Consider the following 26,922-nt stretch of genomic DNA (forward strand, 5'->3'; position numbering starts at 1 on the left):
GGCAAATGCTAGGCTGCTAACCGGAATTCAACGAAATAGACCGATGACCATTCCCGGGCTCAAGCACTCACGTTAGGGTAGGGGCCAATGGTCGGACCGCTTCCCGCTCGGGATATCCGGCCGGGATCGAAATGCGTTGATTTGAAGAGTTGGCTTATGAACACGACCTCCGACACCGATTTCCCCGTCCTCAATGCCGTTGAAGCCCGCGTTCTCGGATGCCTGATCGAGAAGAAGGAAACGACGCCCGACGTCTATCCGCTGACGCTCAATTCGGCGCATTCGGCTGCCAACCAGAAAACGGCGCGCGATCCCGTCATGGCGCTCGAGCAGGTCGAGATCCACCGCGCTCTCTCGTCTCTGGGGCAGAAAGGGTTGGTCCGGCAAGCATTTGCCTCGCGGGTCGAGCGCTACGAGCACCTCGCAGCCAACCGCTTCTCGCTGACGTCGCCGCAGATCGTCGTGCTCGGCCTGCTTCTTCTGCGCGGCCCGCAGACGGCCTACGAGCTTTGGGCGCGCAGCGAGCGCATGGCGCGGTTCTCGTCGATCGAGGAGCTGAAGGACAATCTGGATCTGATGATGGGCCGCCGGCCGCCGCTCATCGTTCAACTGAACCGGGGTGCCGGCCAGCGCGAAGACCGCTTCGCGCATCTCTTGTGTGGTGAAGTCGAGCAGCCTGCCGAAAGGGCGGCCGTGTCGTCGGCGCCGAGCGGTTCGGCCCTATCGGCTCTCGAAGAACGACTGGAAGCGCTTGAGCGGAAGGTGGCGACGCTCGAGGAGCAGCTTGACGCCCTGACGCGCTGACAGCACGGCGCCGGAAACAAAATGTCCCGGGCGCCATGTGCGTCCGGTGACATATTCGGATGCGCTCAGCTGGCGTCGACCAGCCGGCGGGCCGGCGCTTCCTTGGCGCGCGGATAGTCGTAGGCGCCGACCTTCGAGGTGGCATAGCCGCCCCCGACGAGCGCCTCGGCAAGCTTCACGGCTGCCGTCACGCCGTCGATCACAGGCATGCCGGTACGCGCCTTCAGGCGGTCGCAGAGCTCAGACATGCCGGCACAGCCGAGGATGATCGCTTCGGCGCCATCCTCCTGGCGTGCTTTCAGGATCTCCTGAACCAGCATCTCCTCGGTGTGGGCCAGATCCTCCTCCAGCGCCAGCACGGGCATGTCGACCGATCGCACCTTTCGGCAGCGATGGCCGGCACCGTAGGCCTCGGCGAGGTCCTCGATGATCGGCACGGAGCGGGGCAGGGTGGTGATGATCGTAAAGCGGGTCGCAATGTTCATCGCCACCTGCACGGCCGCCTGACAGATGCCGATGACCGGACCGCGAGCGATCTCGCGTGCAGCGCCAAGTCCGGGATCGTCGAAGCAGGCGATTACATAGGCATCGATGCCGCGCGCTTCGCCTTTGCGGATTTCCGCAAGCATCGCTGGCACAGCCATCGCTTCGTCGGCATGGCCTTCGATGCTGGCTGGGCTCGATGTCGGGTTGATCGATTCGAGCTGGGTGTCGGCTGCAGCGACGCGCTCGGCGCTGCGATGCGCCTGTTCGGTCATCGAGCGGGTGGAGTTCGGATTGATCAGCAGGATACGCATGGATCAGCTCGTCTTCCGCATGGCGTTTGCAGGGGGGGCATAGGCGGTAATATCGGGCGTCGGCATGACGAACTGACGATCCGATGTGATGTAGTTGTTGGCGTGCAGCCGTGCGATCGGCTGGTATTGGGACGGGTCGACGTAGCGGCCTTCCTCGTCGAGGCAGTCCTTACGCACGTGCATATGCACGACCTCCCCGAGAACGATGACGCGGCGGTCATATTCGATCAGCCGCTCAACGCGGCATTCCATCGAGCAGGGTGACTCGACGATGCGGCGGGCGCTGACCTTGAGGCCGTCAGCCGCCGTCAGTCCGGCGATTGCCACTTCGTCGACATCCGGCTCGAAGGACAGGCCGCAGACCAGCATCTGGTCGGCGATCGCCATGTCCACCATGTTGACGACGAACTCGTTGGTGCGCCGGATATTGGCGACCGTGTCCTTCTCTTCCCCGTTCGGGCGGGTCTGGATACCGAGAATGACGATCGGCGGGTCGTGCGAGAAGACATTGAAAAAGCTCATCGGCGCGGCATTGTCCTGTCCGCTCGGAGAGAGCGTCGAGACCAGCGCGATCGGTCGCGGACCGATGAAGTTCGTCAGCAGGCGGTAACGGTCCTGGGCCGGCAGTTCTGTGAAATCGAAGTCCATCGGAGCTCTCAATTGGCGCCGCGGCCCGGTCTATTTGCCGGTCGCACGGTCGTGTTTAAGCGGTTGCCATTGCACATCAAGTTGCGGTACACAATATTGTCTACAATTTTGTAGTCAATATCTAACTGCAGCGGATGGAATTGACTTTGAGCGCCGCACGGCGAGAGTAAGCGAACGGCTAAGGGAGATTTCATGTATAACGCGGACGAAGTCGCCGGTGCTCCGACGGCGATCATTTGCGAGAAGATCTGGCTTGCGATTGCAGAGCGTCGGCTACGGCCGGGAACGCGATTGAAAGAAGAACAACTTGCCGAAATATTCTCCGTCAGCAGGGCTCGCATCCGCCAGGCACTGACCGCGCTCGAGCGCGATGGCCTAGTGACGATCATGCCGAACCGGGGCGCCTTCGTCTCCGAGCCTTCGGTAGACGAGGCACGCGATGTCTTCGTTGCCCGCAGGGCGATCGAACAGCGGGTCGTCGAGCGGCTTTGCGAGCGCGCCAATCCCAAGGATATCGTCCGGTTGCGCGCCCATATCGAAGAGGAGCGCATTGCCGGCCGATCCGGCAATCTCTCTGATATCGTTCGGCTTTCCGGTGGTTTCCACCTGTTGCTCGCGGAGCTTTCGGGGTCTGCCTTCCTCTTCGGTATCCTGCGCGACCTCGTGTCCCGGACATCCCTGATCACCGCAATGTACCGGTCGAACCACCTGCACAATTGCGGACCGGACGAACATCTGGCCGTGGTCGAGTACATCGCGTCACGCGACGTCGCGAGCGCGATCAAGGAAATGGCCGAGCACCTGAACCACGTCGAAGCGGAGCTGGACCTGGACGAGGAGAAAGACCAGCCCCGCGATCTTCGCACCGCATTGCTTTGATGCGGCGCGCGCGACCCATTGCACCGCACTTTAGAGGAGGCGGTGCCTGCAAGCAGACTGAAGGAAGATATGACCAACCGTAGTTACTATGCGCCGCATGGCGGCAACCCGCCCCAAACCCAACTCCTTTCGGATCGCGCGGTCTTCACCGAAGCCTATGCGGTGATTCCGAAGGGGACGATGATGGACATCGTCACCAGCTATTTGCCGTTCTGGGACAAGACCCGGCTGTGGATACTGTCCCGGCCGCTCTCCGGTTTTGCTGAAACATTTTCACAATATATCATGGAAATCGCTCCGGGCGGCGGCAGCGACCGGCCGGAACTCGACGAAGGCGCCGAGGGCGCGATCTTCGTCGTCGAGGGCGAATTGACCATCACGCTCGACGGGAAGGCGCATAAGATGCAGCCGGGCGGCTTCGCCTTCATTCCGCCGGCGAGCAACTGGACCGTTCGCAACGGAAGTGAAGCGATCGTTCGCTTCCACTGGGTGCGCAAGGCTTACGAGTACGTCGATGGCCTGCCCACGCCGGAGGCCTTCTTCACCAACGAGGCCGAAATCACCCCGTCGCCGATGCCGGGCACGGAAGGCAAGTGGGCAACGACCCGCTTCGTCGACCCGACGGACCTGCGCCACGACATGCACATGACGATCGTCACCTTCGAGCCCGGCGCGATCATTCCCTTTGCCGAGACGCACGTGATGGAACACGGCCTTTATGTGCTCGAAGGCAAGGCCGTCTACCGGCTCAATCAGGACTGGGTCGAGGTCGAGGCCGGCGATTACATGTGGCTGCGCGCTTTCTGCCCTCAAGCCTGCTATGCTGGCGGTCCGGGCAAGTTCCGCTACCTGCTATACAAGGACGTGAACCGCCACATGAAGCTGAAATCACGCTGAGTAGTTCACCTTGGGCCAAGAAAAACCGCGCATTCCAGGGATTGCGCGGTTTTTCTTTTTTTCCGCCAGATAAAGCCGTTTCCAGATCCTGGCCCTCAGCGCTTCGCCGTTTGCCAACCGTGGACCGGACTATCAGTCCACCAGTTGCGGATCGGCCGGCTGCAGGCTGCGCGGCTGGAGACGCCTGAGCGTGTTGCCGGTCGGGTTCTTGTCGAGGTGGAGCACGCGGGTAAAGAAGTCGCTGCCGCGTTCGGTGCGTCCGATGTTGACGATCGCAACACCTTGAAGCTCGTCGTCCATGAACTTCAGCACGCGCTGGTAGGCGTCGTCCTCAAGGGTATCGAGCGCTTCGTCGATGATCAGCCAGCGCGGCTTGTGCAGGCTGAGCCTAGCGATGGCGAGGAGGCGCTGCTCGGCCTCGCTGAGGTTCATCTGCTTTCGCGCATCCTGGTCGAGCCGGCCGCTCAGGCGGCCAAGGCCGACCTTCGAGAGAACGGCGGCGAGTTCGCCCTTGCTGTAGGTATCGGGCGGGCTCGGATAGGCGAGCACTTCTCCAAGCGTGCCCGGCGGGAAATAGGGAGACTTCGGCACAAAGGCGAGGCCGTCGTCAACCGGCAGTGCAATGCGGCCGTGCCCCCAGGGCCAGAGCCCGGCGATCGCGCGGAAGAACGGCGCCTTTTCGACCTCAGGCGCGCCGGTGACGAGCACGCGTTCGCCCGGATCAATGGTGACGCTCGGCTCGCGAAGCTGGATGCAGCCGGTCGGCGAGACGATTTCGATGTTGTCGAAGCTCATCTGCGGCGTATCGGAGGTCCTGAAGTCGATGCGCTTGTCGCCCTCATGCCGTTCGTCGGTCATCAAGAGCGCCGAGCGGAAGGCGGCGACGCGCAGCAATGTAGCGCGCCAGTCGGCGATCGCGCCGATATTGTCGACGAACCACCGCAGCGACGCATGCACCTGATTGAAAGCGCCGACGGCCATCATCAACCCACCGAAGCTCAGGTCGCCGGCGAAATAGACCGGTGCAGCAATGACGATCGGTGCGACGACGGTGATCCAGCCATAGCCGCCGGTCACCCAGGTGAGCCGCGTAACCGCACGCAGCAGGCCGTAGCTGATCTCGAGCACCGAGGCGAGGTCGCGCTGCAGCCGCTTTTTCTCATTGGCCTCGCCTGATGAAAGCGAAACGGCCTCGATATGTTCGTTGACGCGCATCAGCGAGAAGCGCAGCGCCGCCTCCCGGGCATAGTGTTCGCCATTGAGCGCCACCAGAGGCCGGCCGACGAGCCAGCTCAGCCAGGAGGCGGTGCCCGCATAGAGGATCGCGGCCCAGACCATGTAGCCGGGAATGTCGAAGGAATAGCTCGCGACATGGAAGACGAAACCGTCGGACAGTGACCACAGCACGCCGATAAAGCTCACCAGCAGAATACCGGATTGGAAGAGGCCGATCGAAAGTCCGGCCGAGAGATCGGTCAGGTGGCGCGCGTCCTCATGGATTCGCTGGTCCGGGTTGATGCCGATGGCGCCGGCATTCGCCAGCCGGAACGCGCGCGTCGGGCGCATCCATTCGGTGATCAGGTCCTGGGTCAGGCCTTCGCGCAAGCGCAGCTTGATGACCTGGCCGAGCCAGGTTTGCAAAACATTTAGAACGAGGAGCACGCCGGCGATCTGGGCGAAGACGACGAGCTGATGGAGAAAGGCCGGAAGGTCGCGTCGCTCGAGCGTGTCGTAGAACGGCTTGTACCATCGGTTGAGGATGATCTGACCAAAGGCTGTCACAACGATGACAACGATGATGCTTATGCTCAGCCAGATGATCTTGTTGCGCAGTGGCGAGGCCATGAAGGCCCGATGCATCATCCGCAATTGATCACCGAGGGATTGTTCGTCGCTGGGTTCTATCCGGCCGCTATTTTTGCCGTTCGTCCGGTTCGACATCGGTGCGAATCTCTCCTTCCCGGTCTCCTCGAGTAGAATATAGCCTGCCTTACCCTCTCTCCCTAGCGCGGATTGTCTGCGCCCACATGTAACCGGGGTCACAGCGCGGATCGTAAAATCCGTGACAATGCGGCACACTGCCCGAATTGCGGCGGGAAAGTTGAATTGCAACCCTCCGCAGAGGGTTCATAGTTTCGTGAGCGAGGTCGGAACACGGCACCGAGGGAGGAGCCTGCATGTCGGCGCATCTCGATCAAATCCGCGATCAGCAAAGAGAGACCTGGGACCGCTTCTCCGCCGGCTGGAAGAAGTGGGACGCACTGGTGCTTGGATGGCTCGCCCCCTTCGGCGAGGCAATGATCCGGCAGGCGGCCATCAAGGACGGCGACCGGGTGCTTGACGTCGCTGCGGGAACTGGAGAACCAGGCCTGACGGTGGCGGCGTCGATACCGAAGGGCCGCGTGACTGTCACCGACCTTTCAGAGCGCATGTTGCAGGTGGCGACGGAGAACGCCAGGCATCGCGGTCTTGCGAATTTCGAAACGAGGGCCTGCGACGCTGGCGCCTTGCCGTTTCCGGAAGCAACATTCGACGCCGTCCTCTGCCGGTTCGGTTTCATGTTTTTTCCCGACGTTGCAGCGGCAGCCCAACAGTTGACGAGGGTCGCAAAGCCCCAGTCGCGTGTATGCGCTGCCGTGTGGGGTGCACCGGAAAAGAACGCTTGGGCAACGACGATCATGGCGACGATCGCCCGGCACGTCGACATGCCGAAGCCTCCGGCCGGCGCGCCCGGCCTGTTTCGCTGCGCGTCCGCAGGCCTGATGAAGGCCGTTTTCGAGGATGCGGGATTGCACGACATCCACGAGGAGGAGGTCACCACCACGATGGTCCACGAGACCCCGGAGGACTACTGGGCCTTCATGACCGAGATCGCCGCACCCGTCGTCGCCGGACTGGCACAGGCGGATGACCAGACGCGCAACCGCATCCGCAGCGAGGTTCTCGATCTGGCAGGCCAGGCGATCCGGGCGGGCAAGGTGGAACTGCGCGCGACGGCAACGATCATCGCCGGCACGCGACGATAGCAGAAGGGAACGACGGGGAGGGGAGGTTTCCATGGACAAGCGATCGGCAGCGTCCAGCAGGGTGGAGGAAACGCTCGACCCGAAAGACTGGGCCGAATTGCGGGCTCTGTCGCATCGCATCGTCGACGATGCGATAGACTACCTCAGCCAGGTCCGGGAACGGCCGGCATGGCGCAACATGCCCGATATGGTGCGGGAGAGCTTTTCTACCCCGCTTCCCAGGACACCAAAGCCGCTCGAAGAGATCTACGCGTCGGTCGCGGAAAACGTGCTCGGCTATCCCATGGGCAACATCCACCCCCGCTTCTGGGCCTGGTACATGGGGTCGGGAAACTTCACCGGGGCGCTTGGCGAATTTCTTGCGGCCGTTCAGGGGTCGAACGTCGGCGGCGGCAACCATGCCGCCGCACTCATGGACCAACAGGTCGTCAATTGGTGCAAGGAAATGCTGGGGTTTCCGACGACGGCCAGCGGCACGCTCGTCAGCGGCGGCTCGGTCGCCAACATTGTCGGCCTGACGGTTGCCCGCAACGTCAAAGCCGGGATCGATGTGCGTGCGCATGGCATCGGCGATCGGCCGCTCTGCTTCTACGGTTCGGACCAGAGCCACAGTTGCCATCGCAAGGCGGTGGAACTGTTCGGCCTCGGCGACCGGGCCCTCCGGCGCGTTGCGACGGATGCCGAGTTGCGCATCGATATCGCGGCCTTGCGCCGTGCGATCGAGCAGGATCGCGCGTCCGGTCGGCTGCCCATCTGCATCATCGCCAATGCCGGAACGGTGAATACCGGCGCCATCGATGACATCCAGGCTCTCGCCGATCTGGCTGCAGAGTTTGGCCTCTGGCTCCACGTCGACGGCTGCATCGGCGCTCTGCTCCGGATCGCGCCCGAGAATGCCTGGCGTGTCGCAGGCATCGAAAGGGCAGATTCCATCGCGCTGGACCCGCATAAATGGCTGCATGCGCCCTTCGAGGCAGGCTGCGTCCTCGTTCGCGATGCGGCCGCACACCGCGGCACCTTCGCCGTTACGCCGGAATATCTGGAGTCGACCGTGCGGGGTCTCGCTTCGGCGCCCTGGCTCTATGACTATGGCCTGCAGACGTCGCGTGGTTTTCGTGCCCTGAAAATCTGGATGTCGCTGATGGAGCACGGCATCGAGAAGTTTGGTCGCCTCGTCGACCAGAATGTTGCTCAAGGCCATTATCTGAGCGGCCTCGTCGAGGCAGAGCCCCAACTCGAACTCGTGGCGCCGACCAACATCAACATCGTCTGCTTCCGTTACCATCCGGAGGAAATGACGGCTGAGCGATTGAAGGCGCTGAACACGGAAATCATGCTGCGGCTTCAGGACGAGGGGACCGCCGTCATCTCCGACACGACGGTACACGGCGAGCATTGCCTGCGCGTGGCAGTCAACAATCACCGGACGCGACGGGAGGACCTGGACCTGTTTGTGCGCGAAGTTGTGAGACTCGGACGGGAGATTGTCGCAGGCGGCGGCATCGACTGACACATAGTTCTGCGAGGCTCCAAGCGTCACCGGGTTGCGGCCGGTTCTTGCGCCGGCAGGGTTTCTGGCGCCGGCGTGGCTTGGAGCACGCGAACCATCTCAGCGATCGCGGCTTCCCGCTGCGGATCCTTGCCGGCCGCATAGGCAAGCGGAAAGGCCATCTGCACATCCGGCGCGATGCCCACCGCCTCAAGCCTTAGCTCGTCGCCGATGACCGCATCCGAAACCGCCACTTCCAAGAGGGTGTCGTCCGGTAGCACATAGGCACGGCCGGCAAGCAGAGCACCGGCCGTCCGCTCGCCGACGAGCGTGATCCCGTGTTGCCGCAGCGTGTAGGCAAAGAGTTCGAGGCCGCTGCGGGTTCCGTTGTCGATCAGCGCGACCACAGGCTTTTGCCAGCGGAAATTGGCAAGCGTGGCTTCGCCCCGGCGTGGAATCAGCCGGAACGTCGGCGTACCACCGACCAGAAACTCGGCTGCGTCTGCCGGCCCGCCGCCCCAGCGGCCGCGCAGGTCGACGACGAGGCCTTCCGCATCCTTCAAGCGGCCGCTCGAAAGCGCCTCGGCGACGAGATTGAGCCCGTTTCGCGTGGAAAGGGTCCAGAGCCGCACATAGCCGACCTTCCGGCCGCCGGTCTCGATGAGCGCGACACTTTCTTCGATCGCGCGCTCGAACATTTGAAGTGGTCGTAAGCTTTCGACCGGAACCTGCAGCGACAATGGCTCCGCATCGCGGTGGCGGCGGAGCCGAAGTTCGACCGTGCGGCCGACCTTACCTTCGAAGGATCCGATCTCATGATAAGCCTGCCCGTCGACCGAAAGGATCTGGTCGCCAACGAGGAGGCCCGCCTTCTTTGCAGCCGATCCGTCGTAAACATCGCTGACGAACCGCTGCCCATTCTTAACCGTCGTCACCATGCCGATGCCGGGATAGCGCGCGGCGCCATCCGGCGGAAAAAGACGCCGCATATCGTCACGGATGGCGAAGCGAAAAATGTCGGCGAGCTCGAAATAGTCGATCGTGTCGGCTTTGAAACGTCCGGTATGGGAAACCCCGAGACTTGCAAGGACGGACGCGATCGCCGCATCGACGCGGGAAGACGCGCTCGTCCTGGATAGTGCCGCCACGGGATCCGTGATCTCAGCCTGGGCGGTGGTATTGAAACGGTCGAGCGCCTTGCCGTCATAGAAGTTCGCGTTCACGAGTTCGATCACCCGGTCGAATGTCGGCTCGCCGGAGCGTGGCAGCTCCGCGGCCCACGCCATAGCGGCCGTCGACATGACGAGGCTGGCGATCAACGCTGTACACCTTAGTCTCGGCCGCATGGTCGTTGCTCCGGTTTCGCGCCGCCGATTATCGACAAAAGCGCGCGCACCTGCCGGCAAAATCGCGTGATCACGCCGTGATCCCAGCCCGGCACCCCGATCTGCCGAACCCACGGCGGCCAAACCTTTCAGGTTCGTGTCAGGTTAGGGTGGCTTGTGTGGTGCATCGATCGCTCCGGGGACAGAGGCGATTGCCCTCTCCTTTGGCGTGTTCCGGAAAAGAAAGGAAAGTGCGAATGGTTGGCAAGGCCCCGCATCTACACGTGCACGACAACAGCCACCGCCGGGACGAGGTTTTCGCCGCACCGGACCAGAATGTCGGCGACTTCGCCTTCAATGCAACCGTGGCCGCCGTCTTCGACGACATGGTCAGCCGATCGGTTCCCTACTACGGCGAAATCCAGCGGATGGTTTGCGAACTCGCCAGCGACTTTGCCGAAGCCGATACCAACCTCTTCGACATCGGTTGCTCGACCGCGACGACGCTGCTCGGGCTCGACGCCATGGTTGATCCCGCCGTGCGCTTCGTCGGCATCGACAACGCTCCCGACATGATCGAGAAGGCGAAGGAAAAGATCGTCCAGGCAAATTCCAACCGGGCGATTGATCTCAGGGGCGGCGACCTGCACCACGGCATCGAAATCCACAATGCCAGCGTCGTCCTGATGCTTCTGACCCTGCAGTTCGTGCGCCCCCTCTACCGCGAGCGCGTCATGCGCTCGATCTATGACGGCCTCAACGAGCGCGGCGCTCTGCTGCTCGTCGAGAAGCTGACCAGCGAGGACTCGACGTTCAACCGCTTGTTCATCGAGCACTACTACGACTACAAGCGCCGCAACGGCTATTCCGAGATCGAGATCGCCAGGAAGCGCGAGGCGCTTGAAAACGTCCTCATTCCGTACCGCCTGGAGGAAAATTTCCAGCTGCTGAAGGAAGTGGGTTTCCGCAGCGTCGAGGTCTTTTTCCGCTGGTATAATTTCTGCGGCATAGTCGCGATCAAGTAGGACGGACCGACCATGATCGCGATCGGCAATTTTCTCTTCCGCTTCCGCAACCAGCTTTTTCCCGCGATCATCGTGGTGTTGTTCCTGCTGATGCCGCCGCCGGCATTGGTGTTGGACAACCCGCTGCTGACGCTGGCCAAGGATGCGGTCGCGATCCTCGTCATTCTGGCCGGCCTCGCGCTTCGCGCGACGGTCGTCGGCTATAAGTACATCCAGCGTGGCGGCCTGAAAAAGAGGGTCTACGCCAAGGACCTGGTAACCGAGGGCATGTTCGGCGTTTGCCGGAACCCGCTCTATGTCGGCAACATGCTGCTCTACTGTGGCGTTTTCCTGCTGCACGGCAACCCGCTGCTCATCGTGATCGGCATCGGGCTCTTTGCCTTCATGTACCAATGCATTGTCTATGCCGAGGAGGCTTTTCTTCTTCGCACCTTCGGCGAAGCCTATCAGGTCTATTGCCGTGACGTGCCGCGCTGGGCGCTGCGCCTTTCAAACTTCAGCCAATCCACGGAAGGCATGGCGTTCAACATCAGACGTGTCGTCGGCAAGGACTATTCGACCGTCTCGGCGGCCATGATCGCGGTGCTCGCAACGGAGATGTACAAGCTCGCGACCTACGAGCCATCAGGCCGGAATGTTGGCGTGCTGGCCGTTCTTGGCGGCGCGATGGCTCTGGTCGGGATCGCGACGGCGGTGATCAGCTACAAGAAGAGGCGCGGGGCCTTTCGCGATCCCGTCGCCTCCTGAAATCCTCCCATTCTTGCGCCCTGTATGCGGCGGCCGAGACGGGCAGCCTCACCGCATTTCGCCGCTTGGGCGCTCAAGGACTTGACGGCCATCCCCGATCGACCCTAGGCAAGGACGAACAAGTGTCCGGTGATATCTTGAGAGTCCTACTAGTCGAAGACGATCAGGTTCTGGGGGAGGCGCTGCGCGACCATGTCGCCGCCGCCGGCCACGCAGTCGATTGGTTCAAGCGCATCCTCGATGCGGTGGCGGCGACCGATACGGTAACCTACGGACTGATCCTGCTCGATCTGCGATTGCCCGATGGCGAAGGGCTGACGCTCCTGCGCTCTCTCCGCGCGCGCGGCGACGGCACGCCCGTAATCATTCTGACGGCGCACGACCAGATATCCGACCGGATCGAGGGGCTCAACAGCGGGGCGGACGACTATCTGGTCAAGCCCTTCGATCTCAATGAACTGACGGCCCGCATGCTGGCCGTTTCCAGGCGCTATACGGGCAACGCGACGCCGACCGTCAAGCTGCCCGGCATCGAGATCGACCAGGTTCACCGCAAGATCGCCGTTAATGGCGACAGCCAGAGCCTGAGCGCTCGGGAATGGGCCGTTTTGGACAAGCTGGCCGCGCATCCCGGCGCCCTCGTGTCGAAAGCGCAGTTGCACGATGCGCTTTACGCCTTCGGTGCCGAGATCGAAAGCAATACGGTCGAGGTCTATATCAGCCGCCTGCGCAAGAAGATCGGGCCTGACCGGATCGAGACCGTGCGCGGCCTCGGCTACTGCCTCAGGTGATCGCATGTCCGACAAGAGGAGCATGACCCGCAGACTGGCCATTGCGCTCACCAGCGTCGTCGCCCTCTTTTGGTTTGTTGCGCTCGGGCTTGGCGTCTATGTGATGCAGGACGAGTTCACCGAAATCTTCGACAGCGGCGTGCAGGAAACCGCCGAACGATTGTTGCAGATCGTGGCTAACGAGACGACGAGGGACGCGCCCAGCGGCTTGGCCCAGGCGTCGGTTACGGCGCCCGCGCTCAATTCGCAATTCCTTACCTACCAGGTGCGCGACCGCGACGGCCGCGTGCTGTTTGAAGACGGCGCGCCGGAGCCCTTTGCGGTTCCCCTTGCGACCGGCTTCTCGCAGACCCCCACCCATCGGATCTACACGGCCGGAACGACTGACGGATCACTCTATGTGCAAGTTGCCGATGCGATCGAACATCGCACAGAAGCGCTCATGGAAGGCGGAACGGCGCTGCTTTTGCCGCTGCTCGTGCTGATACCGGGTAGCATCCTTGCGATCGTCTTCGTCGTTCGCAGCACGCTGTCGCCCGTGTCGCAGCTGCGCGACGATATCCTGACCAAGGACAGCGGTAATCTGGCGCCGATCGACGAGGCGACGCTGCCGCGCGAACTGCGGGCGATCGCGCGTTCCGTGAACCTGCTTCTGGCGCGGCTGAAGGCGGGCCTAGAGGCGGAGAGGGAATTCACCTCGAACAGCGCCCATGAGCTGCGGACCCCGATTGCCGGTGCGCTCGCGCAAACCCAACGGCTGGCGCGCGAGGTGCCGCCGGCATACCAACCGCGAACCGCCCAGATTGAACGTGCGCTCGTGCATCTGAGCCGGCTTGCCGAGAAGTTGCTGCAGATGTCGCGCGCCGAAGCGGAGATTGCCATTTCGGACGAGCAGCACGATCTGCTGCCGGTGTTGATGGTCGTGATGCAGGATCTGGAGCGATCCGCGCTCGGCGCCAACCGCCTGAACGTTCAGGTCGCCAAGGGCACCGTACTTGAACGGCCGATCCGCGTGGACGCCTTTGCGATCGTCTTGCGCAATCTTCTTGAAAACGCCCTGATCCACAGTCCGCCGGGCAGCCGGGTCGATCTCCATGTCGACCCAATGGGTATCCGCGTCACGAACGAAAGCGCTGTTGTCGCCGAGGACGTCCGCGCCAACCTGACCAAGCGCTTCGTCCGCGGGCCGACCGAGGCCTCCGGTTCCGGGCTCGGGCTTGCCATCGTTGAGCGGCTGGTCGCGCAGATGCAGGGCCAATTGCTCATCGCTTCGCCGGCGCGCGGCAAGACGCAGGGGTTTGAGGTCGAAGTCCGCCTTTGACGGCTGCAGGACCGGTCAATCCGGTCGCGTTTCCGTTCCTCGCAATCAAGGTCACGCGAGGAAAGGACGAACAAGCGGGACGCCTGTAACTGCGCCCCGCCTGCCTCTGGATCTTACTGCTGGTCGAGCGCGCGGCTGAGGCTCAGCGCCGCGATCGTGCAGATCGCACCCGAAATCAGGTAGCCGCCGATGAAGATGATGCCAAAGCTGCTGGCAAGCCCGAGTGCCACGAGCGGCGCGAAAGCGGCGCCGACAAGCCAGGCGAGGTCCGACGTCAGAGCGGCACCCGTGTAGCGATAGTACTGGGTGAAGCGCGAGGAGACGGCGCCCGAGGACTGACCGAAGGAAAGGCCAAGGATGGCGAAGCCGATCAGGATGTAAGCGTCCTGGCCCTTGCCGCCGGCATCGAGCAGGAAGGGGGCCGAGAAGCTGAAGATCGCGATCAGGATCGCACCGATCATCAGCTGGTTGCGGCGACCGACCCGGTCGGCAATTACGCCCGAAAGCACGATGCCGATGGCGCCGACGACGGCACCAGCGACCTGCACCCACAGGAATTCAGCCGCCGACTGGCCGCCATTGAGCGTCACCCAGCTCAAGGGGAAGATGGTGACGAGGTGGAACATTGCGAAGCTTGCGAGCGGCACGAAGGCGCCGAGCACGACGTCGATGCTGTGCTTGCTCAGCATCTCGAAGATCGGCCGCGCCTCAAGCTCCTTGGCTTCCATGGCGGCGCCGAATTCCTTGCTGGCGACGATGCGCAGGCGCGCGAAAAGCGCCACGACGTTGATCGCAAAGGCGACGAAGAACGGATAGCGCCAGCCCCAGGCGAGGAAATCTTCCTGCGAAAGGTTGCTGACGAAATAACCGAAGAGGATGCTCGCAAGCGCAAAGCCGATCGGCGCGCCGAGCTGCGGGATCATCGCGTACCAGCCGCGGTGATTTTGCGGCGCATTGAGGTTCAGCAGCGATGCGAGGCCGTCCCAGGCGCCGCCGAGCGCAAAGCCCTGGCCCAGCCGGAACAGCGCCAATAGCGCTACCGCCCAATACCCGATCGTGTCATAGCCGGGCAGGAAGGCGATTGACGCCGTCGAGCCACCGAGAATGACGAGCGCGATCGTCAGCTTCGTGCCGCGCCCGTAGTTGCGGTCGACCCACATGAAGACGAAGGAGCCGACCGGGCGGGCGAGGAAAGCGAGCGGGAACAGCGCGAAGGACATGAGCGTCGCGGTGACCGCATTGGGCGCGAACGGGAAAATCAGCTTCGGAAAAACGAGGATCGAGCCGAGGCCGTAGACGAAGAAGTCGAAGAATTCCGAGGTTCGTCCAATGACCACGCCGATGGCGATGCTGCCCGGGGACAGAGGCTTGTCGTCCTCGTGAATGCGACGTGCATCCCGCTCGAGACCAGACGATGTTGGGTTAGCGACCGAAACCATGAATTTCTCCGACGATCGAACGTCTTGTCGTTAGAGTGTTGACCAATTGGCGTCTGATATCAAGAATGCCGTGCACGTACCTGCGCACATGCCTCATTCGAGTTCGTGCCTAACGTTCGCTGGAACAGCCGGCATCGAACCGACAATATGCCTTTGCGCCCGTACAAACGCGCATAGAGCGATACGGTCGTCACTGCACTGCGGCATAATGTTGCGCTGCGACGATGGACCTCACTTCCATGCCCGATCATGCCCGAGTAATGCCGACTAGACAAAACGCAAGTTGAGGCCGCAATGCCGAAGCCATACAGTTTAGCCGGACGATCGACGATTGCCGTCCTGTTGCTCTCCGTTCTCTCGGGATGCAACATGGTGGTCATGTCGCCTTCCGGTGATATCGCCGCGCAGCAGCGGGATCTGATCGTTATTTCGACGGTCCTGATGCTGTTGATCATCGTTCCCGTCCTTTTCCTGACGCTGTTCTTTGCCTGGCGCTATCGCCAGTCAAACACGGCCGCCAAGTATGATCCGGAATGGCACCATTCCACCGGCCTCGAAGTCATCATCTGGTCGGCTCCGCTCGCGATCATCATCGCGCTCGGCGCGATCACCTGGGTCAGCACCCACAAGCTCGACCCCTATCGACCGCTCGATCGGATCGATGCGGCGCGCCCGGTGACCGAAGAGATGAAGCCGATCACCGTCGAAGTCGTCGCGCTCGACTGGAAATGGCTGTTCTTCTATCCGGAATACGGTATTGCCACGATCAACGAGATGGCGGCGCCGGTCGACGTGCCGATCAACTTCAAGATCACTGCCTCGTCGGTGATGAACTCGTTCTACGTTCCGGCGCTCGCCGGCATGATCTACGCCATGCCCGGCATGCAGACCAAGCTGCACGCCGTTATCAACAAGGCAGGCGAATACGAGGGCCTTTCGTCCAACTACAGCGGCGACGGCTTCTCGCACATGCGCTTCAAGTTCCACGGCGTGGACCAGGCGGGCTTTGACGCCTGGGTTGCCCGCGTCAAGCAGAACGGCACGATGCTCAATCGCGACGCCTACCTGAAGCTCGAAAAGCCGAGCGTGAAGGAGCCGGTGCGCTACTACGCTTCCGTCGAAAACGGCCTCTATGAAGCCGTTCTCAACATGTGCGTGCGCGAAGGCCAGATGTGCATGGAGGATATGATGCACATCGACATGATGGGCGGAGCCGGCGTCGAAAGCCATGAGAACCGCGCCAAACTCGAGCATGACAACCGCCATACGGGCGGAGTGACCGAAGCGGCCGCACCGGCCGCGACCTTCCCCGAAACCGGTAACCCCGCCAAGAGCGAGGAACCGGCCGAGGGCGTCAAGGAAGAGCAGCCCGCGGCTGAGCCCATGAACCACGACATGCACAAGACGCACTAGGACTTTCGCGCGCTCGCCGGCTTTGATCCAGCGAGCGCCAGGGCCCTTCGGGCCGCAATTCGAGACATATTGGAAGACCCATGTTTGGTGACACCAGCCTCACGCAATTCATCTTCGGGCGGCTTACCTGGGAAGCGATCCCATACCACGAGCCGATCCTTGTCGTGACCTTCGCAGCCGTGGCCGTCGGCGGCCTGGCGATCCTCGCGCTGATCACGAAGTACAAGCTCTGGGGCTATCTCTGGAACGAGTGGTTCACGTCGGTCGATCACAAGAAGATCGGCATCATGTACATCATCCTGGCGATCGTGATGCTTTTGCGCGGATTTGCCGACGCGATCATGATGCGCATACAGCAGGCGATCGCCTTCAACGGCAACGAAGGCTATCTCAACCCGCACCACTACGACCAGATCTTCACTGCCCACGGCGTGATCATGATCTTCTTCGTGGCGATGCCCTTCGTCACCGGTTTCATGAATTATGTCGTGCCGCTGCAGATCGGCGCCCGCGACGTCTCGTTCCCCTTCCTCAACAATTTCTCGTTCTGGATGACGACGGGCGGTGCGGTCATCATCATGATGTCGCTGTTCGTCGGTGAATTCGCGCGCACCGGCTGGCTCGCCTATCCGCCGCTCTCGGGTGCCGACTACAGTCCCGGCGTCGGCGTCGACTATTACATATGGGGCCTACAGGTGGCGGGCGTCGGGACGACCTTATCCGGCATCAACCTGATCGCCACGATCGTGAAGATGCGCGCTCCGGGCATGACCTTCATGAAGATGCCGGTCTTCACCTGGACGTCGCTGTGCACCAACATCCTCATCGTCGCGACCTTCCCGATCCTGACGGCGACGCTTGCGCTGTTGTCGCTCGACCGCTACCTCGGCTTCAACTTCTTCACCAATGACCTTGGTGGCAATCCGATGATGTACATCAACCTCATCTGGATCTGGGGCCACCCGGAAGTCTACATTCTCGTGCTGCCGGCCTTCGGCATCTTCTCCGAAGTCGTCGCGACCTTCTGCGGCAAGCGCCTGTTCGGTTATACGTCGATGGTCTACGCCACCTGCGTGATCATGATCCTCTCCTACCTGGTGTGGCTGCATCACTTCTTCACCATGGGTTCGGGTGCCTCGGTGAACGCCTTCTTCGGCATCACCACGATGATCATCTCGATCCCGACCGGGGCGAAGATGTTCAATTGGCTCTTCACCATGTATCGCGGCCGTATCCGCTACGAACTGCCGATGCTGTGGACGATCGGTTTCATGGTGACCTTCGTCATCGGCGGCATGACCGGCGTCATGCTGGCGATCCCGCCGGCCGACTTCGTGCTGCACAACTCGCTGTTCCTGATTGCCCACTTCCACAACGTCATCATCGGCGGTGTGCTGTTCGGGCTGATGGCCGGCCTTGTCTACTGGTGGCCGAAGGCCTTCGGCTACAAGCTCGATCCCTTCTGGGGCAAGATGAGCTTCTGGTTCTGGCAGATCGGCTTCTTCTTCGCCTTCATGCCGCTCTACGTGCTCGGCCTGATGGGGGTCACCCGGCGTGTCAGCCAGTTCGAGGATCCCTCGCTGCAGATCTGGTTCATCATCGCCGCCTTCGGTGCGGTCCTGATCGCCATCGGCATCGCGTCCTTCATCATCCAACTTGTCGTCAGCTTCCTGCGTCGCGACCAACTGCGTGAAACCTCAGGCGATGCCTGGGATGGCCGCACGCTCGAATGGTCGACCTCGTCGCCGCCGCCGGACTACAACTTCGCCTTCACGCCCGTCGTTCACGACCATGACAGCTGGTACGACATGAAGAACCGGGGTTACGAGCGTCCGCTCGAAGGCTTCAAGCCGATCCACATGCCGAAGAACACCGGCACTGGCATCGTTCTCTCCGGCATCAGCGTCGTTCTCGCCTTCGCGTTGATCTGGTACATCTGGTGGCTGGCGGCGGTATCCTTCATCGCCCTGATTGCGGTCTCCATCGGCCATACCTTCAACTACAACCGTGATTTCTTCATTCCCGCGGAAACCGTCGCGGCGACCGAAGACGCACGCTCGAAACTGCTTGCGGAACGGATCTGAAACGATGAGCCAAACCCAAGTCCAAGAAACAGAAAAGCCGCAGTTCTACCTGAAGGAAGAGCACCACCCGGAGCACAGCACCATGCTGGGCTTCTGGCTCTACCTGATGAGCGACTGCCTGATCTTCGCCGTTCTCTTCGCCACGCACGGTGTGGTCGGGCGCAACTACGCGGCAGGTCCCGCACCAGCCGACCTGTTCGACCTCAACCTGATCGCCATCAACACGGCGATGCTGCTGTTCTCGTCGATCACCTACGGCTTTGCCATGCTTCAGATGGAGCGCAACGCCAAGATGGAGACGCTGTTCTGGCTCGGCGTCACCGGCGTGTTCGGCGCGATCTTCCTCGCGCTCGAGCTCTATGAATTCTACCACCTGATCCACGAGGGTGCCGGTCCAACGCGTTCGGCGTTCCTGTCCTCGTTCTTCACGCTGGTCGGCACCCACGGCCTGCACGTCACCTTCGGCATCATCTGGCTGATCACGCTGATGGTGCAGGTCAAAAAACATGGCTTGAACCCGGAAAACCGCCGCCGCCTGATGTGCCTCTCCATGTTCTGGCACTTCCTCGACGTCATCTGGATCGGCGTCTTCTCCTTCGTCTATCTGTTGGGAGTACTCGGATGAGTTCGCAGCATCCTGGCCACGAAAGCGCGTTCGAGCCTCACCACGCGCACAGCCATCCGGGCGACGCTGCCGGGCATGGTTCGCTCAAGAGCTACATGACGGGCTTCATCCTGTCGGTCATCCTGACGGCGATCCCGTTCTGGCTGGTCATGAGCGGCGCGCTCGACAGCAAGTTGCTGACCGCCGTGCTCGTCATGGGTATCGGCGTCGTCCAGATCGTCGTGCACGTCATCTACTTCCTGCACATGAACGCCCGTTCGGAAGGTGGCTGGACGCTGATGGCGCTGATCTTCACGATCATCATCGTCGGCATCGCGCTCGCTGGCTCGCTCTGGGTCATGCATCACCTCAATACGAACATGATGCCGATGACCCACGAGATGATGAAGAACATGCCCTGATCAGGGGCGGGCAGACGCGAACATGACCGGCGGCCGCGACGTGAAAGGGGAGGGTGCGAAAGCGTCCTCTCGCGCCAGGTTCCTTCTGACCGGCGCGCTCCTGTTTCTTTGCGCCATCTTCGTGGCGCTTGGGACCTGGCAGATCCAGCGGCTCTTCTGGAAGCTCGATCTGATCGCTCGCGTCGATGCGCGTGTGCACGCTGACGCCGTCCCGGCCCCGTCGCGGCCGGACTGGGGTGGCATCACCCGAGAGAACGACGAATACCTTCGCGTCACGGCAACGGGTACCTTTAGCCACGACAAGTCGGTTCTGGTGCAGGCGGTAACCGAGCGGGGCGCCGGGTTCTGGGTGTTGACGCCGATGCGCCGCGAAGACGGCACGACGGTTCTCGTCAATCGCGGCTTCGTGCCCGCCGACCGGCGCGATCGGACTGCCCGCGCCGCAGGCGAAACGCCCGGCACCACCGGGATCACCGGGCTCTTGCGCATCAGCGAACCCGGCGGCGCCTTTCTTCGCTCCAACGATCCGGCTAGCGATCGCTGGTTTTCCCGCGATGTCGCGGCAATCGCGGCAGCACAACAGCTGACGGATGTCGCGCCCTATTTCATCGACGCGGACGCGACGCCAAACCCAGGCGGCCTACCGATCGGCGGTCTCACAGTCGTCAGCTTCCGCAACAGCCATCTTGTCTACGCGCTGACCTGGTTCGCGCTGGCGGCCATGAGTGTGGGGGGCGCCTACCTCGTCTTTCGAAGCCGGAAGAGGCCAAGCGCGGAATAACGATTCTCTTCGCGACGGCTGGCCGCCATTTTCGCGCACTCCTCCTGAAGTTGCTGACCTTGGGGCCGTCACTCGGCGCAGCTGAAGTTCAGTCGGCGGCGGCGCCAAAAAGTGTGATCGATAAGCCACATGGCAACGGCCGACCGCATTTTCTCCGGCAATGGTGAGTTGTGCGATTGACTCAGTACCTTCCACTTTATTAGCTGCCTCGACTGGGAGATGGGGCTAATTTTCCCGGCATATATTGGGGGTATTTATGGGGCTGCGGTGCGGAAGCGTCGCGGGCGGGAAGATTTTTTCGTCTGCATTCCAGGGTTTGTATTTCAGGACATTTTTCGCAGCGATTGGCATTCTTCTGGCTTCTGCCATTGGTGCCTCGGCGCAGGTTGTGACGATTTCGGCGAACCCGGCGACCTTTAATGCGGCTGGCGACACGATCAATTTCAGCTATGTGCTGAACCCCGGATCCTACAATATTCTCAGCATCGCGCCTGCGACCACCGCGAACAAGGGCGTCGTCGTTTCATGCCCGGCAATCCCGGGCGGCGGCACGACGTCTTCCGTGACCTGCACAGGCTCCTATCAGGTCGATTCCCTCGATGCGATGTCCGGCCAGTTTTCCGATTGGGTCACATTCACGGGCACGCGCACGGGCGGCAACTACACCGCCAACAGCAACAACATCGTCGTCACGGCGGCCACAGGGGGACCGGTTGTCGTTGATGTCGTATCTTCCCCGAGACCGTCGCTGCCGGGCGAACAGGTTTCGGTGACGGCAACGGTATCGTCGATGGGCTGTAACGCCGGACAGTCTCCGCCCGGAAACGTGACGATCACGATCGGATCGCAGTCGACGACCCTTGGGTTGACGCCGACCGGGCCCGTCAGCACGGCATCGTCTGCGACCTTCCAGACATCGACGCTGCCGCTCGGACAGCACGCGGTTTCCGCCAGCTACGGTGGCGGCAGCGGCTGCAGCACCGGCACTGCGACCGGCGCCAGCCACTGGGTCGACACCAAACCGACGGTCGCGATCAACCAGGCAGGCTCGCAATCCGATCCCAGCGCCAAGACATCCGTTGCGTTCGATGTGGTGTTCAGCAAGTCCGTCACCGGCTTTTCCGCTGGAGACGTCCAGATTTCAGGCACGGCCGGCGCGACGACGGCGAGTGTTTCGGGATCGGGCGCCAATTACACCGTTTCGGTCAGCGGAATGACGCAGGCAGGCACGGTCGTGGCGTCCATACCCGCCGGCAAGGCCACGAGCGCGGCCGGCTTTACCAACGACCTATCCACCAGCACCGACAATTCGGTTGCCTACGCACCGATTGCGATTTCGACTACAACGCTGCCGAACCCGGTCTACAACCAGGCCTATGCGGCGCAAACGCTAAGTGCCACCGGGGGATCGGGCACCTTGAGTTACGCAACGACCTCCGGTGCACTGCCCGCCGGCATGGCGATCTCGAGCGGCGGCGTCGTCTCCGGCACCCCAACGGCAAGCGGTCCGTTCAATTTCACAGTGACGGCGACCGATCCCGAAGGCTCGTCCGCCTCGCGCGCATTCTCCATCACCATCGCTGCGCCGACGATCTCGCTCTCGCCGGCGACGCTTCCTGATCCGACCGCTGGCACCGCCTATTCACAAACCCTGGCGGCATCAGGCGGCGCAAGCCCCTACACATTCGCCGTCACGCAGAATGCCTTGCCCGCTGGCATGACGCTGGCGAACAACGGGGTGTTGTCGGGCACTGCATCGATCGGTGGCGCCGTCACCTTTACCGTTACGGCAACGGACGCCTATGGCGCGACCGGCAGCCAAGTCTTCACTGTCGACGTTGCGCCGACCGTGCCCGACGCGCCCACCATCGGTGCGGCCGTGGAGGGGGATGCCTATGCAGACGTGTCGTTCACCGCCCCGGCGTCGAACGGCGGCGCGACGATCACGGGCTATACCGTGACGTCGAACCCCGGCGGCATGACGGCCACGGATACGACGAGCCCGATCAGGGTGACTGGCCTGACCAACGGCACGAGCTATACGTTCACCGTGACCGCCACCAACAGCGCCGGGACAAGCACCGCGTCGGCCGCCTCCAATGCGGTTACGCCGCGATCCGCACAGACGATCACGTTCGCCAATCCGGGTACGCAGGCGTTCGGCACGTCGCCGACATTGACGGCGACGGCAAGCTCCAGCCTGGCTGTTGCCTTTACCTCGTCGACTGCCGGCGTGTGCACTGTGACGCCCGAGGGCGATCTGACCTTCCATCAGGCCGGCAGTTGCACCATCGCAGCCGATCAGGTGGGCAACGGAACGTATCTGGCTGCACCGACGGTCTCACAGACGTTCACGGTCGATGCCGTCGTGCCCGGCGCACCGACGATCGGAACGGCAACCGCCGATGTCGCTTCGGCGTCCGTCGCCTTCACGGCGCCGGCGAGCACGGGTGGAGCGTCGATCTCTAGCTACACCGTGACGTCGAACCCGGGTGGCTTCACCGGGACGGGGTCGTCAAGCCCGGTCGTGGTGACGGGTCTCAGCAATGGGTCCAGCTATACATTTACGGTGACGGCAACCAACAGTGCCGGCACGGGGCCTGCGTCGGCGGCCTCGAACGCCGTCACGCCGCGCGCAACCCAGACGATCACCTTTGCCAATCCGGGCGCGCAGACGTTCGGGACCACGCCGACATTGACGGCATCGTCGGACGCGAGTTTGCCCGTTGCCTTCACATCCTCGACCGCAGCCGTGTGCACGATCACGCCGGGTGGTAGCATGACCTTCCACAGCGCGGGGACCTGCGCGATTGCTGCCGACCAGGGCGGCGACGGCACCTATCTGCCTGCGACGACGGTCACCCAGAGCTTTACCGTCAACGCGGTTGTTCCGGACGCCCCGACGGTGGGCACGGCTATCGCTGGCGATGGCGAGGTGTCCGTCAATTTTACCGCGCCGGTAAGCGCCGGCGGCGCATCGATCACCGGCTACACGGTCACGTCCAATCCCGGTGGTTTTGTTGGAACGGGCACGTCGAGCCCGGTCACGGTCGGCAGTCTCAGCAACGGCACCAGCTACACGTTCACGGTGACGGCGACCAACGCTGTCGGCACGGGACCGGCCTCCAGTGCGTCGAATACGGTGACGCCCAAGGCGCCACAGACGATCACCTTCGCCAATCCCGGCCCGCAGGACTATGCAACGCCGGTGACCCTTTCGGCGAGCGCCAGTTCCGCTCTGCCGGTCACGTTCCAGTCTCTGACGACGCCCGTCTGCGTCGTCACGTCAACCGGCGATGTCACATTCCGCAATGGCGGCACCTGCACCATCGAAGTCTCGCAAGGCGGTGATAGCGCTTACCTGGCCGCGTCCAATGTGAGCCAGTCCTTCCTCGTCTCCGCGCCGATATTCGCCTTCACGCCGGCGGCCGGCGCTTTGCCGACCGCAACCGTGGAAACGACCTACAGCCAGAGCTTCACGGCCAATGGCGGCACGGCGGCCTACAGCTACGCCTTGGCCAGCGGCGCGTTTCCGGCCGGACTTTCGCTCGACGCTGCCGGTACGCTGTCCGGCACGCCAACGGCGGACGGCAGCTTCACCTTTACGGTTCAGGCGACCGATACCCATGGCGCGACCGCAACCAGCGGCAGCTATAGCCTGGAGGTTCGCATCCAGGCGCCGATCGCCAACGCCACGACGGCAACCGTTGCCGCCAACTCGTCGGCCAACGGGATTACGCCGAACCTTACGGGCGGCACGGCCGCTTCGGTCGCTATCGCAGCGCCCCCATCGCACGGTACGGCCACGGTCGCGGGTAACACATTCAGCTATACGCCGGCGGCCGGCTTCTCCGGCGCCGACAGCTTCACCTACACGGCGGCGAATACGACCGGAACGTCCGCAGCAGCGACGGTCACGGTGACGGTGTCTCCGCCGACATTCGCCTTCACGCCGGCTGCGGGTGCGCTTGCCGGCGTGACCGTTGCAGACGCCTATGACCTGACGATCATCGCCGCCAACGGAACGGCTCCCTACACCTACGCGGTCACCGGTGGTGCACTTCCGGCCGGCTTGACGCTTGCTGCCGACGGTCGCCTGTCCGGAACGCCGACCGCCGATGGAGCGGCAACGTTCACGGTGACGGCGACCGACGCGAACAATGCGACGGGCACCGCGAACTATAGTCTCGCGGTCGCCGTCGAAGCGCCATCGGCCGGTCCGGTTGCAGCGACTGTTGCTGCGAACTCCAGCCCAAATGCTATCAGCCTCAGTCTGACGGGCGGGGCGGCAACATCTGTGGCGATCGCCACCGCGCCCGCGCATGGCACAGCTACGGCGACGGGGACAACGATCCTCTACACGCCTGATGCCGGCTATTCGGGCGCTGACAGCTTCACCTATACGGCAACGAACGCGACCGGCACGTCAGCGCCTTCAACCGTTTCGGTCACGGTCTCGCCGCCGATGCTGTTGTTGTCGCCGGCAGGCGGGGCGCTTGCCAACGGCGTGCCCGGCGTTTCCTACAGCCAGAACATCTCAGCCAGCGCCGGCACGGCCCCCTACAACTACGCGGTCTCGTCGGGTGCTCTGCCGGGCGGTCTGTCGCTCGATGCCTCAAGCGGGACGATCTCGGGACGACCTTCGGCCGATGGCGATTTCGCCTTCACCGTGACGGCGACCGATGCCAATGGCGCGACAGGCCAGGCCAGCTATCAGATCGCCGTTGCCTCCGCCAGTTTCGTCTTTACCCCGTCGGCCGGCGGGCTTCCCGACGCGATGGTCGGCGAAGCCTATTCCCAACGCGTCTCGGCGACCGGTGGCACCGGCGCGCTGGTCTACAGCCTCAAGAGCGGCGCCCTGCCGAATGGCATGGTGCTGAATATCTCCACTGGCGAATTGACCGGACCGCTCGCGGACGATGCGGTGCCTGACAGCTATCACTTCACCATTGCTGTGACTGACAGCCGCGGCGCCAGCGGTTCGGCCGCCTATACGCTGAAACTGAACGCTCGTGCGGTGACGGTGCCCAATGTCGTCGTCGAGGTTCCCGCCGGTTCGACGCCGAAGGATGTCTATCTCAACGGTGGCGCCACCGGCGGTCCGTTCACCGACGCATCGGTTGCCTCGGTCTCGCCGCCCTTTGCCGGCACGGCCGAAATCATCGAAGGCGAGCTTGCCGCTGCCACCAGCTTCACGCCGGTCGGCTTCTATCTGAAGTTCACGCCGAACCCGTCCTATTCCGGCTCGGCGGTGGTCAGTTATACGCTCAGGAGCGCGCTGGGCTCGTCCAATATTGGCTCCGTCACCTACAAGATCGCGCTCGATCGGGTGGCTGCCGGCGAAGAGATCGACGGGCTGGTGCGCGATTTTGTGCGCAATCGCCAGAACCTGTTGTCGTCGACGGTCAAGGTGCCCGGCCTGATCGAACGGCGGCGGGCGGCGATGAGCACCGATCCGGTGACGACGGCGGTGACGCCGTCGGAAAAGGGTGCCCGCCTCGGCTTCTCCTCCAGCCTGTCGCAGATCCAGGCGGCGCGCGATGCCGCCGATGCGGCAGCGACCGGTCAAACCTTCGTGGCGACCGACCGGCCGTTCGACATCTGGGTGAACGGCAGTTTCCTGTTCCACAAGGATGAAGACGACAGAAACGACAAGTGGGGCAATTTCGCATTGTTCTCGCTCGGCGCCGATTATCTCTTAAGCGATCGGGCGCTCATCGGCCTGTCGTTCCACTACGACTACACGACCGATCCGACCGACGCGGATGCCGAGCTTAAAGGCAACGGCTGGCTGGCCGGTCCTTATGCCTCGTTCGAGATCGGCCAGGGCGTCTTCCTCGACGCCAACCTGCTCTATGGCGGTTCGTCCAACGACATCGACACCGGCATCTTCACCGGCACGTTCGACACCACCCGCTGGATGGCGGACGTCAAGCTGACCGGCGAATGGCAACTGGATGAGGCGACGGTGCTGATGCCGAAGCTGAGAGCCGTCTACTTCAATGAAGAGACCGAGGACTACACCGTCAAGAACCCGCTCGGCGAGGTGATCGATCTCAAGGGCTTCATCGAGGAACAGGCCCGTCTCAGCATCGGCTTCGACGTCGAACGCACCCTGGAGCTAGAAAACGGGCTGATCCTGTCGCCGACAGTCGGCGCCGATGTCGGCTTTGCCTCGCTTGACGGCGAGGGTCTGTTCGGGCGGGTGTCGGCCGGGCTTGCGCTCAGCAACAACGACAACTGGGACCTCGACTTCTCGCTGCTCTTCAACATCGAGGGCGACGGTTCGAAGTCGGCCGGTGCCAAGGTCGGCGCCCGCGTCCGGTTCTGATCGCGCGCAACCGGTTCGGGCAGGCAGGCTGCCCGAACCGGCGCTCCACCGCTGCCTTTTCGCTCCCGGATATGCACTGGTCCATGTGCGTTCTGACCG

20 protein-coding genes are annotated in these 26,922 nt (G+C 62.7%); 15 read left to right on the plus strand and 5 right to left on the minus strand.

Features of this window, described 5'->3' with window-relative positions:
- The first annotated feature begins 156 nt into the window (after positions 1 to 156).
- Complete coding sequence (locus IB263_RS24935; protein ID WP_060529198.1) at positions 157 to 804, plus strand: YceH family protein; 648 nt, start codon at positions 157 to 159, stop codon at positions 802 to 804.
- 65 nt (positions 805 to 869) lie between these two features.
- Here IB263_RS24935 and IB263_RS24940 read toward each other — a convergent pair whose 3' ends face one another.
- Positions 870 to 1,601 carry an aspartate/glutamate racemase family protein gene (locus IB263_RS24940; RefSeq protein WP_192439217.1) on the minus strand — a complete coding sequence of 244 codons (732 nt, stop codon included), beginning with the start codon at positions 1,599 to 1,601 and terminating at the stop codon, positions 870 to 872.
- Positions 1,602 to 1,604: 3 nt separating this feature from the next.
- Positions 1,605 to 2,249: a flavin reductase family protein gene (locus tag IB263_RS24945; RefSeq protein ID WP_060521104.1), complete on the minus strand. Its 645-nt coding sequence runs from the start codon at positions 2,247 to 2,249 to the stop codon at positions 1,605 to 1,607.
- Between the two features lie 192 nt (positions 2,250 to 2,441).
- Here IB263_RS24945 and IB263_RS24950 point away from each other — a divergent pair, with 192 nt between their 5' ends.
- Together IB263_RS24950 and IB263_RS24955 are read left to right on the plus strand one after the other, a co-directional pair.
- Complete coding sequence (locus IB263_RS24950; RefSeq protein ID WP_060521105.1) at positions 2,442 to 3,128, plus strand: GntR family transcriptional regulator; 687 nt, start codon at positions 2,442 to 2,444, stop codon at positions 3,126 to 3,128.
- Between the two features lie 69 nt (positions 3,129 to 3,197).
- A complete protein-coding gene (locus IB263_RS24955) occupies positions 3,198 to 4,025 on the plus strand; it encodes a bifunctional allantoicase/(S)-ureidoglycine aminohydrolase (RefSeq protein ID WP_110819110.1) in 828 nt (275 codons plus the stop codon).
- Positions 4,026 to 4,157: 132 nt separating this feature from the next.
- Here IB263_RS24955 and IB263_RS24960 read toward each other — a convergent pair whose 3' ends face one another.
- The gene (locus IB263_RS24960; RefSeq protein ID WP_034797910.1) at positions 4,158 to 5,966 is read right to left on the minus strand and encodes an ABC transporter ATP-binding protein/permease; all 1,809 of its coding nucleotides are present in this window, start codon (positions 5,964 to 5,966) and stop codon (positions 4,158 to 4,160) included.
- Between the two features lie 236 nt (positions 5,967 to 6,202).
- Between IB263_RS24960 and IB263_RS24965 the strand changes: the two genes are divergently transcribed.
- Both IB263_RS24965 and IB263_RS24970 read left to right on the plus strand, forming a co-directional pair.
- Complete coding sequence (locus tag IB263_RS24965) at positions 6,203 to 7,051, plus strand: class I SAM-dependent methyltransferase (protein ID WP_192439218.1); 849 nt, start codon at positions 6,203 to 6,205, stop codon at positions 7,049 to 7,051.
- Between the two features lie 31 nt (positions 7,052 to 7,082).
- Positions 7,083 to 8,561 carry an aspartate aminotransferase family protein gene (locus IB263_RS24970; protein ID WP_192439219.1) on the plus strand — a complete coding sequence of 493 codons (1,479 nt, stop codon included), beginning with the start codon at positions 7,083 to 7,085 and terminating at the stop codon, positions 8,559 to 8,561.
- 26 nt (positions 8,562 to 8,587) lie between these two features.
- Here the strand turns inward: IB263_RS24970 and IB263_RS24975 are convergent, their stop codons facing one another.
- A complete protein-coding gene (locus IB263_RS24975; protein WP_060521109.1) occupies positions 8,588 to 9,886 on the minus strand; it encodes a S41 family peptidase in 1,299 nt (432 codons plus the stop codon).
- Between the two features lie 236 nt (positions 9,887 to 10,122).
- Here IB263_RS24975 and cmoA point away from each other — a divergent pair, with 236 nt between their 5' ends.
- The 4 genes from cmoA (at position 10,123) to IB263_RS24995 (ending at position 13,749) form a co-directional block, all read left to right on the plus strand.
- On the plus strand, positions 10,123 to 10,890 hold the full coding sequence (cmoA, locus tag IB263_RS24980; protein WP_060521110.1) for a carboxy-S-adenosyl-L-methionine synthase CmoA: 768 nt from the start codon (positions 10,123 to 10,125) through the stop codon (positions 10,888 to 10,890).
- Positions 10,891 to 10,902: 12 nt separating this feature from the next.
- Positions 10,903 to 11,637 (plus strand): isoprenylcysteine carboxylmethyltransferase family protein, encoded by a 735-nt coding sequence (locus tag IB263_RS24985; RefSeq protein ID WP_060521111.1) that lies wholly within the window; start codon positions 10,903 to 10,905, stop codon positions 11,635 to 11,637.
- Between the two features lie 137 nt (positions 11,638 to 11,774).
- Complete coding sequence (locus IB263_RS24990; protein ID WP_060521322.1) at positions 11,775 to 12,428, plus strand: response regulator transcription factor; 654 nt, start codon at positions 11,775 to 11,777, stop codon at positions 12,426 to 12,428.
- A gap of 4 nt (positions 12,429 to 12,432) precedes the next feature.
- Positions 12,433 to 13,749: a HAMP domain-containing sensor histidine kinase gene (locus tag IB263_RS24995; RefSeq protein WP_060521112.1), complete on the plus strand. Its 1,317-nt coding sequence runs from the start codon at positions 12,433 to 12,435 to the stop codon at positions 13,747 to 13,749.
- A 113-nt stretch (positions 13,750 to 13,862) separates the two neighbouring features.
- Here the strand turns inward: IB263_RS24995 and IB263_RS25000 are convergent, their stop codons facing one another.
- Entirely contained in the window at positions 13,863 to 15,188 is a 1,326-nt protein-coding gene (locus tag IB263_RS25000) for an MFS transporter (RefSeq protein WP_060521113.1), read from the minus strand.
- Between the two features lie 294 nt (positions 15,189 to 15,482).
- Between IB263_RS25000 and cyoA the strand changes: the two genes are divergently transcribed.
- The 6 genes from cyoA (at position 15,483) to IB263_RS25030 (ending at position 26,823) form a co-directional block, all read left to right on the plus strand.
- A complete protein-coding gene (gene cyoA / locus IB263_RS25005; protein WP_060521114.1) occupies positions 15,483 to 16,601 on the plus strand; it encodes a ubiquinol oxidase subunit II in 1,119 nt (372 codons plus the stop codon).
- Between the two features lie 80 nt (positions 16,602 to 16,681).
- On the plus strand, positions 16,682 to 18,685 hold the full coding sequence (cyoB, locus tag IB263_RS25010) for a cytochrome o ubiquinol oxidase subunit I (protein ID WP_060521115.1): 2,004 nt from the start codon (positions 16,682 to 16,684) through the stop codon (positions 18,683 to 18,685).
- Positions 18,686 to 18,689: 4 nt separating this feature from the next.
- Positions 18,690 to 19,310, plus strand: coding sequence for a cytochrome o ubiquinol oxidase subunit III (gene cyoC, locus IB263_RS25015; RefSeq protein WP_034790695.1), 621 nt, complete (start codon positions 18,690 to 18,692; stop codon positions 19,308 to 19,310).
- On the plus strand, positions 19,307 to 19,711 hold the full coding sequence (gene cyoD / locus IB263_RS25020; RefSeq protein ID WP_034790693.1) for a cytochrome o ubiquinol oxidase subunit IV: 405 nt from the start codon (positions 19,307 to 19,309) through the stop codon (positions 19,709 to 19,711). The genes cyoC and cyoD overlap by 4 nt, the downstream gene beginning before the upstream one ends.
- Before the next feature lie 22 nt (positions 19,712 to 19,733).
- Positions 19,734 to 20,492, plus strand: a complete 759-nt coding sequence (locus IB263_RS25025; RefSeq protein WP_060521116.1) for an SURF1 family protein — start codon at positions 19,734 to 19,736, stop codon at positions 20,490 to 20,492.
- Between the two features lie 388 nt (positions 20,493 to 20,880).
- The gene (locus IB263_RS25030) at positions 20,881 to 26,823 is read left to right on the plus strand and encodes a putative Ig domain-containing protein (protein ID WP_192439220.1); all 5,943 of its coding nucleotides are present in this window, start codon (positions 20,881 to 20,883) and stop codon (positions 26,821 to 26,823) included.
- Positions 26,824 to 26,922 lie beyond the last annotated feature (99 nt).

It is taken from the genome of Ensifer sp. ENS03 (assembly GCF_014852035.1).
In the GTDB taxonomy this organism is placed as follows: domain Bacteria; phylum Pseudomonadota; class Alphaproteobacteria; order Rhizobiales; family Rhizobiaceae; genus Ensifer; species Ensifer adhaerens.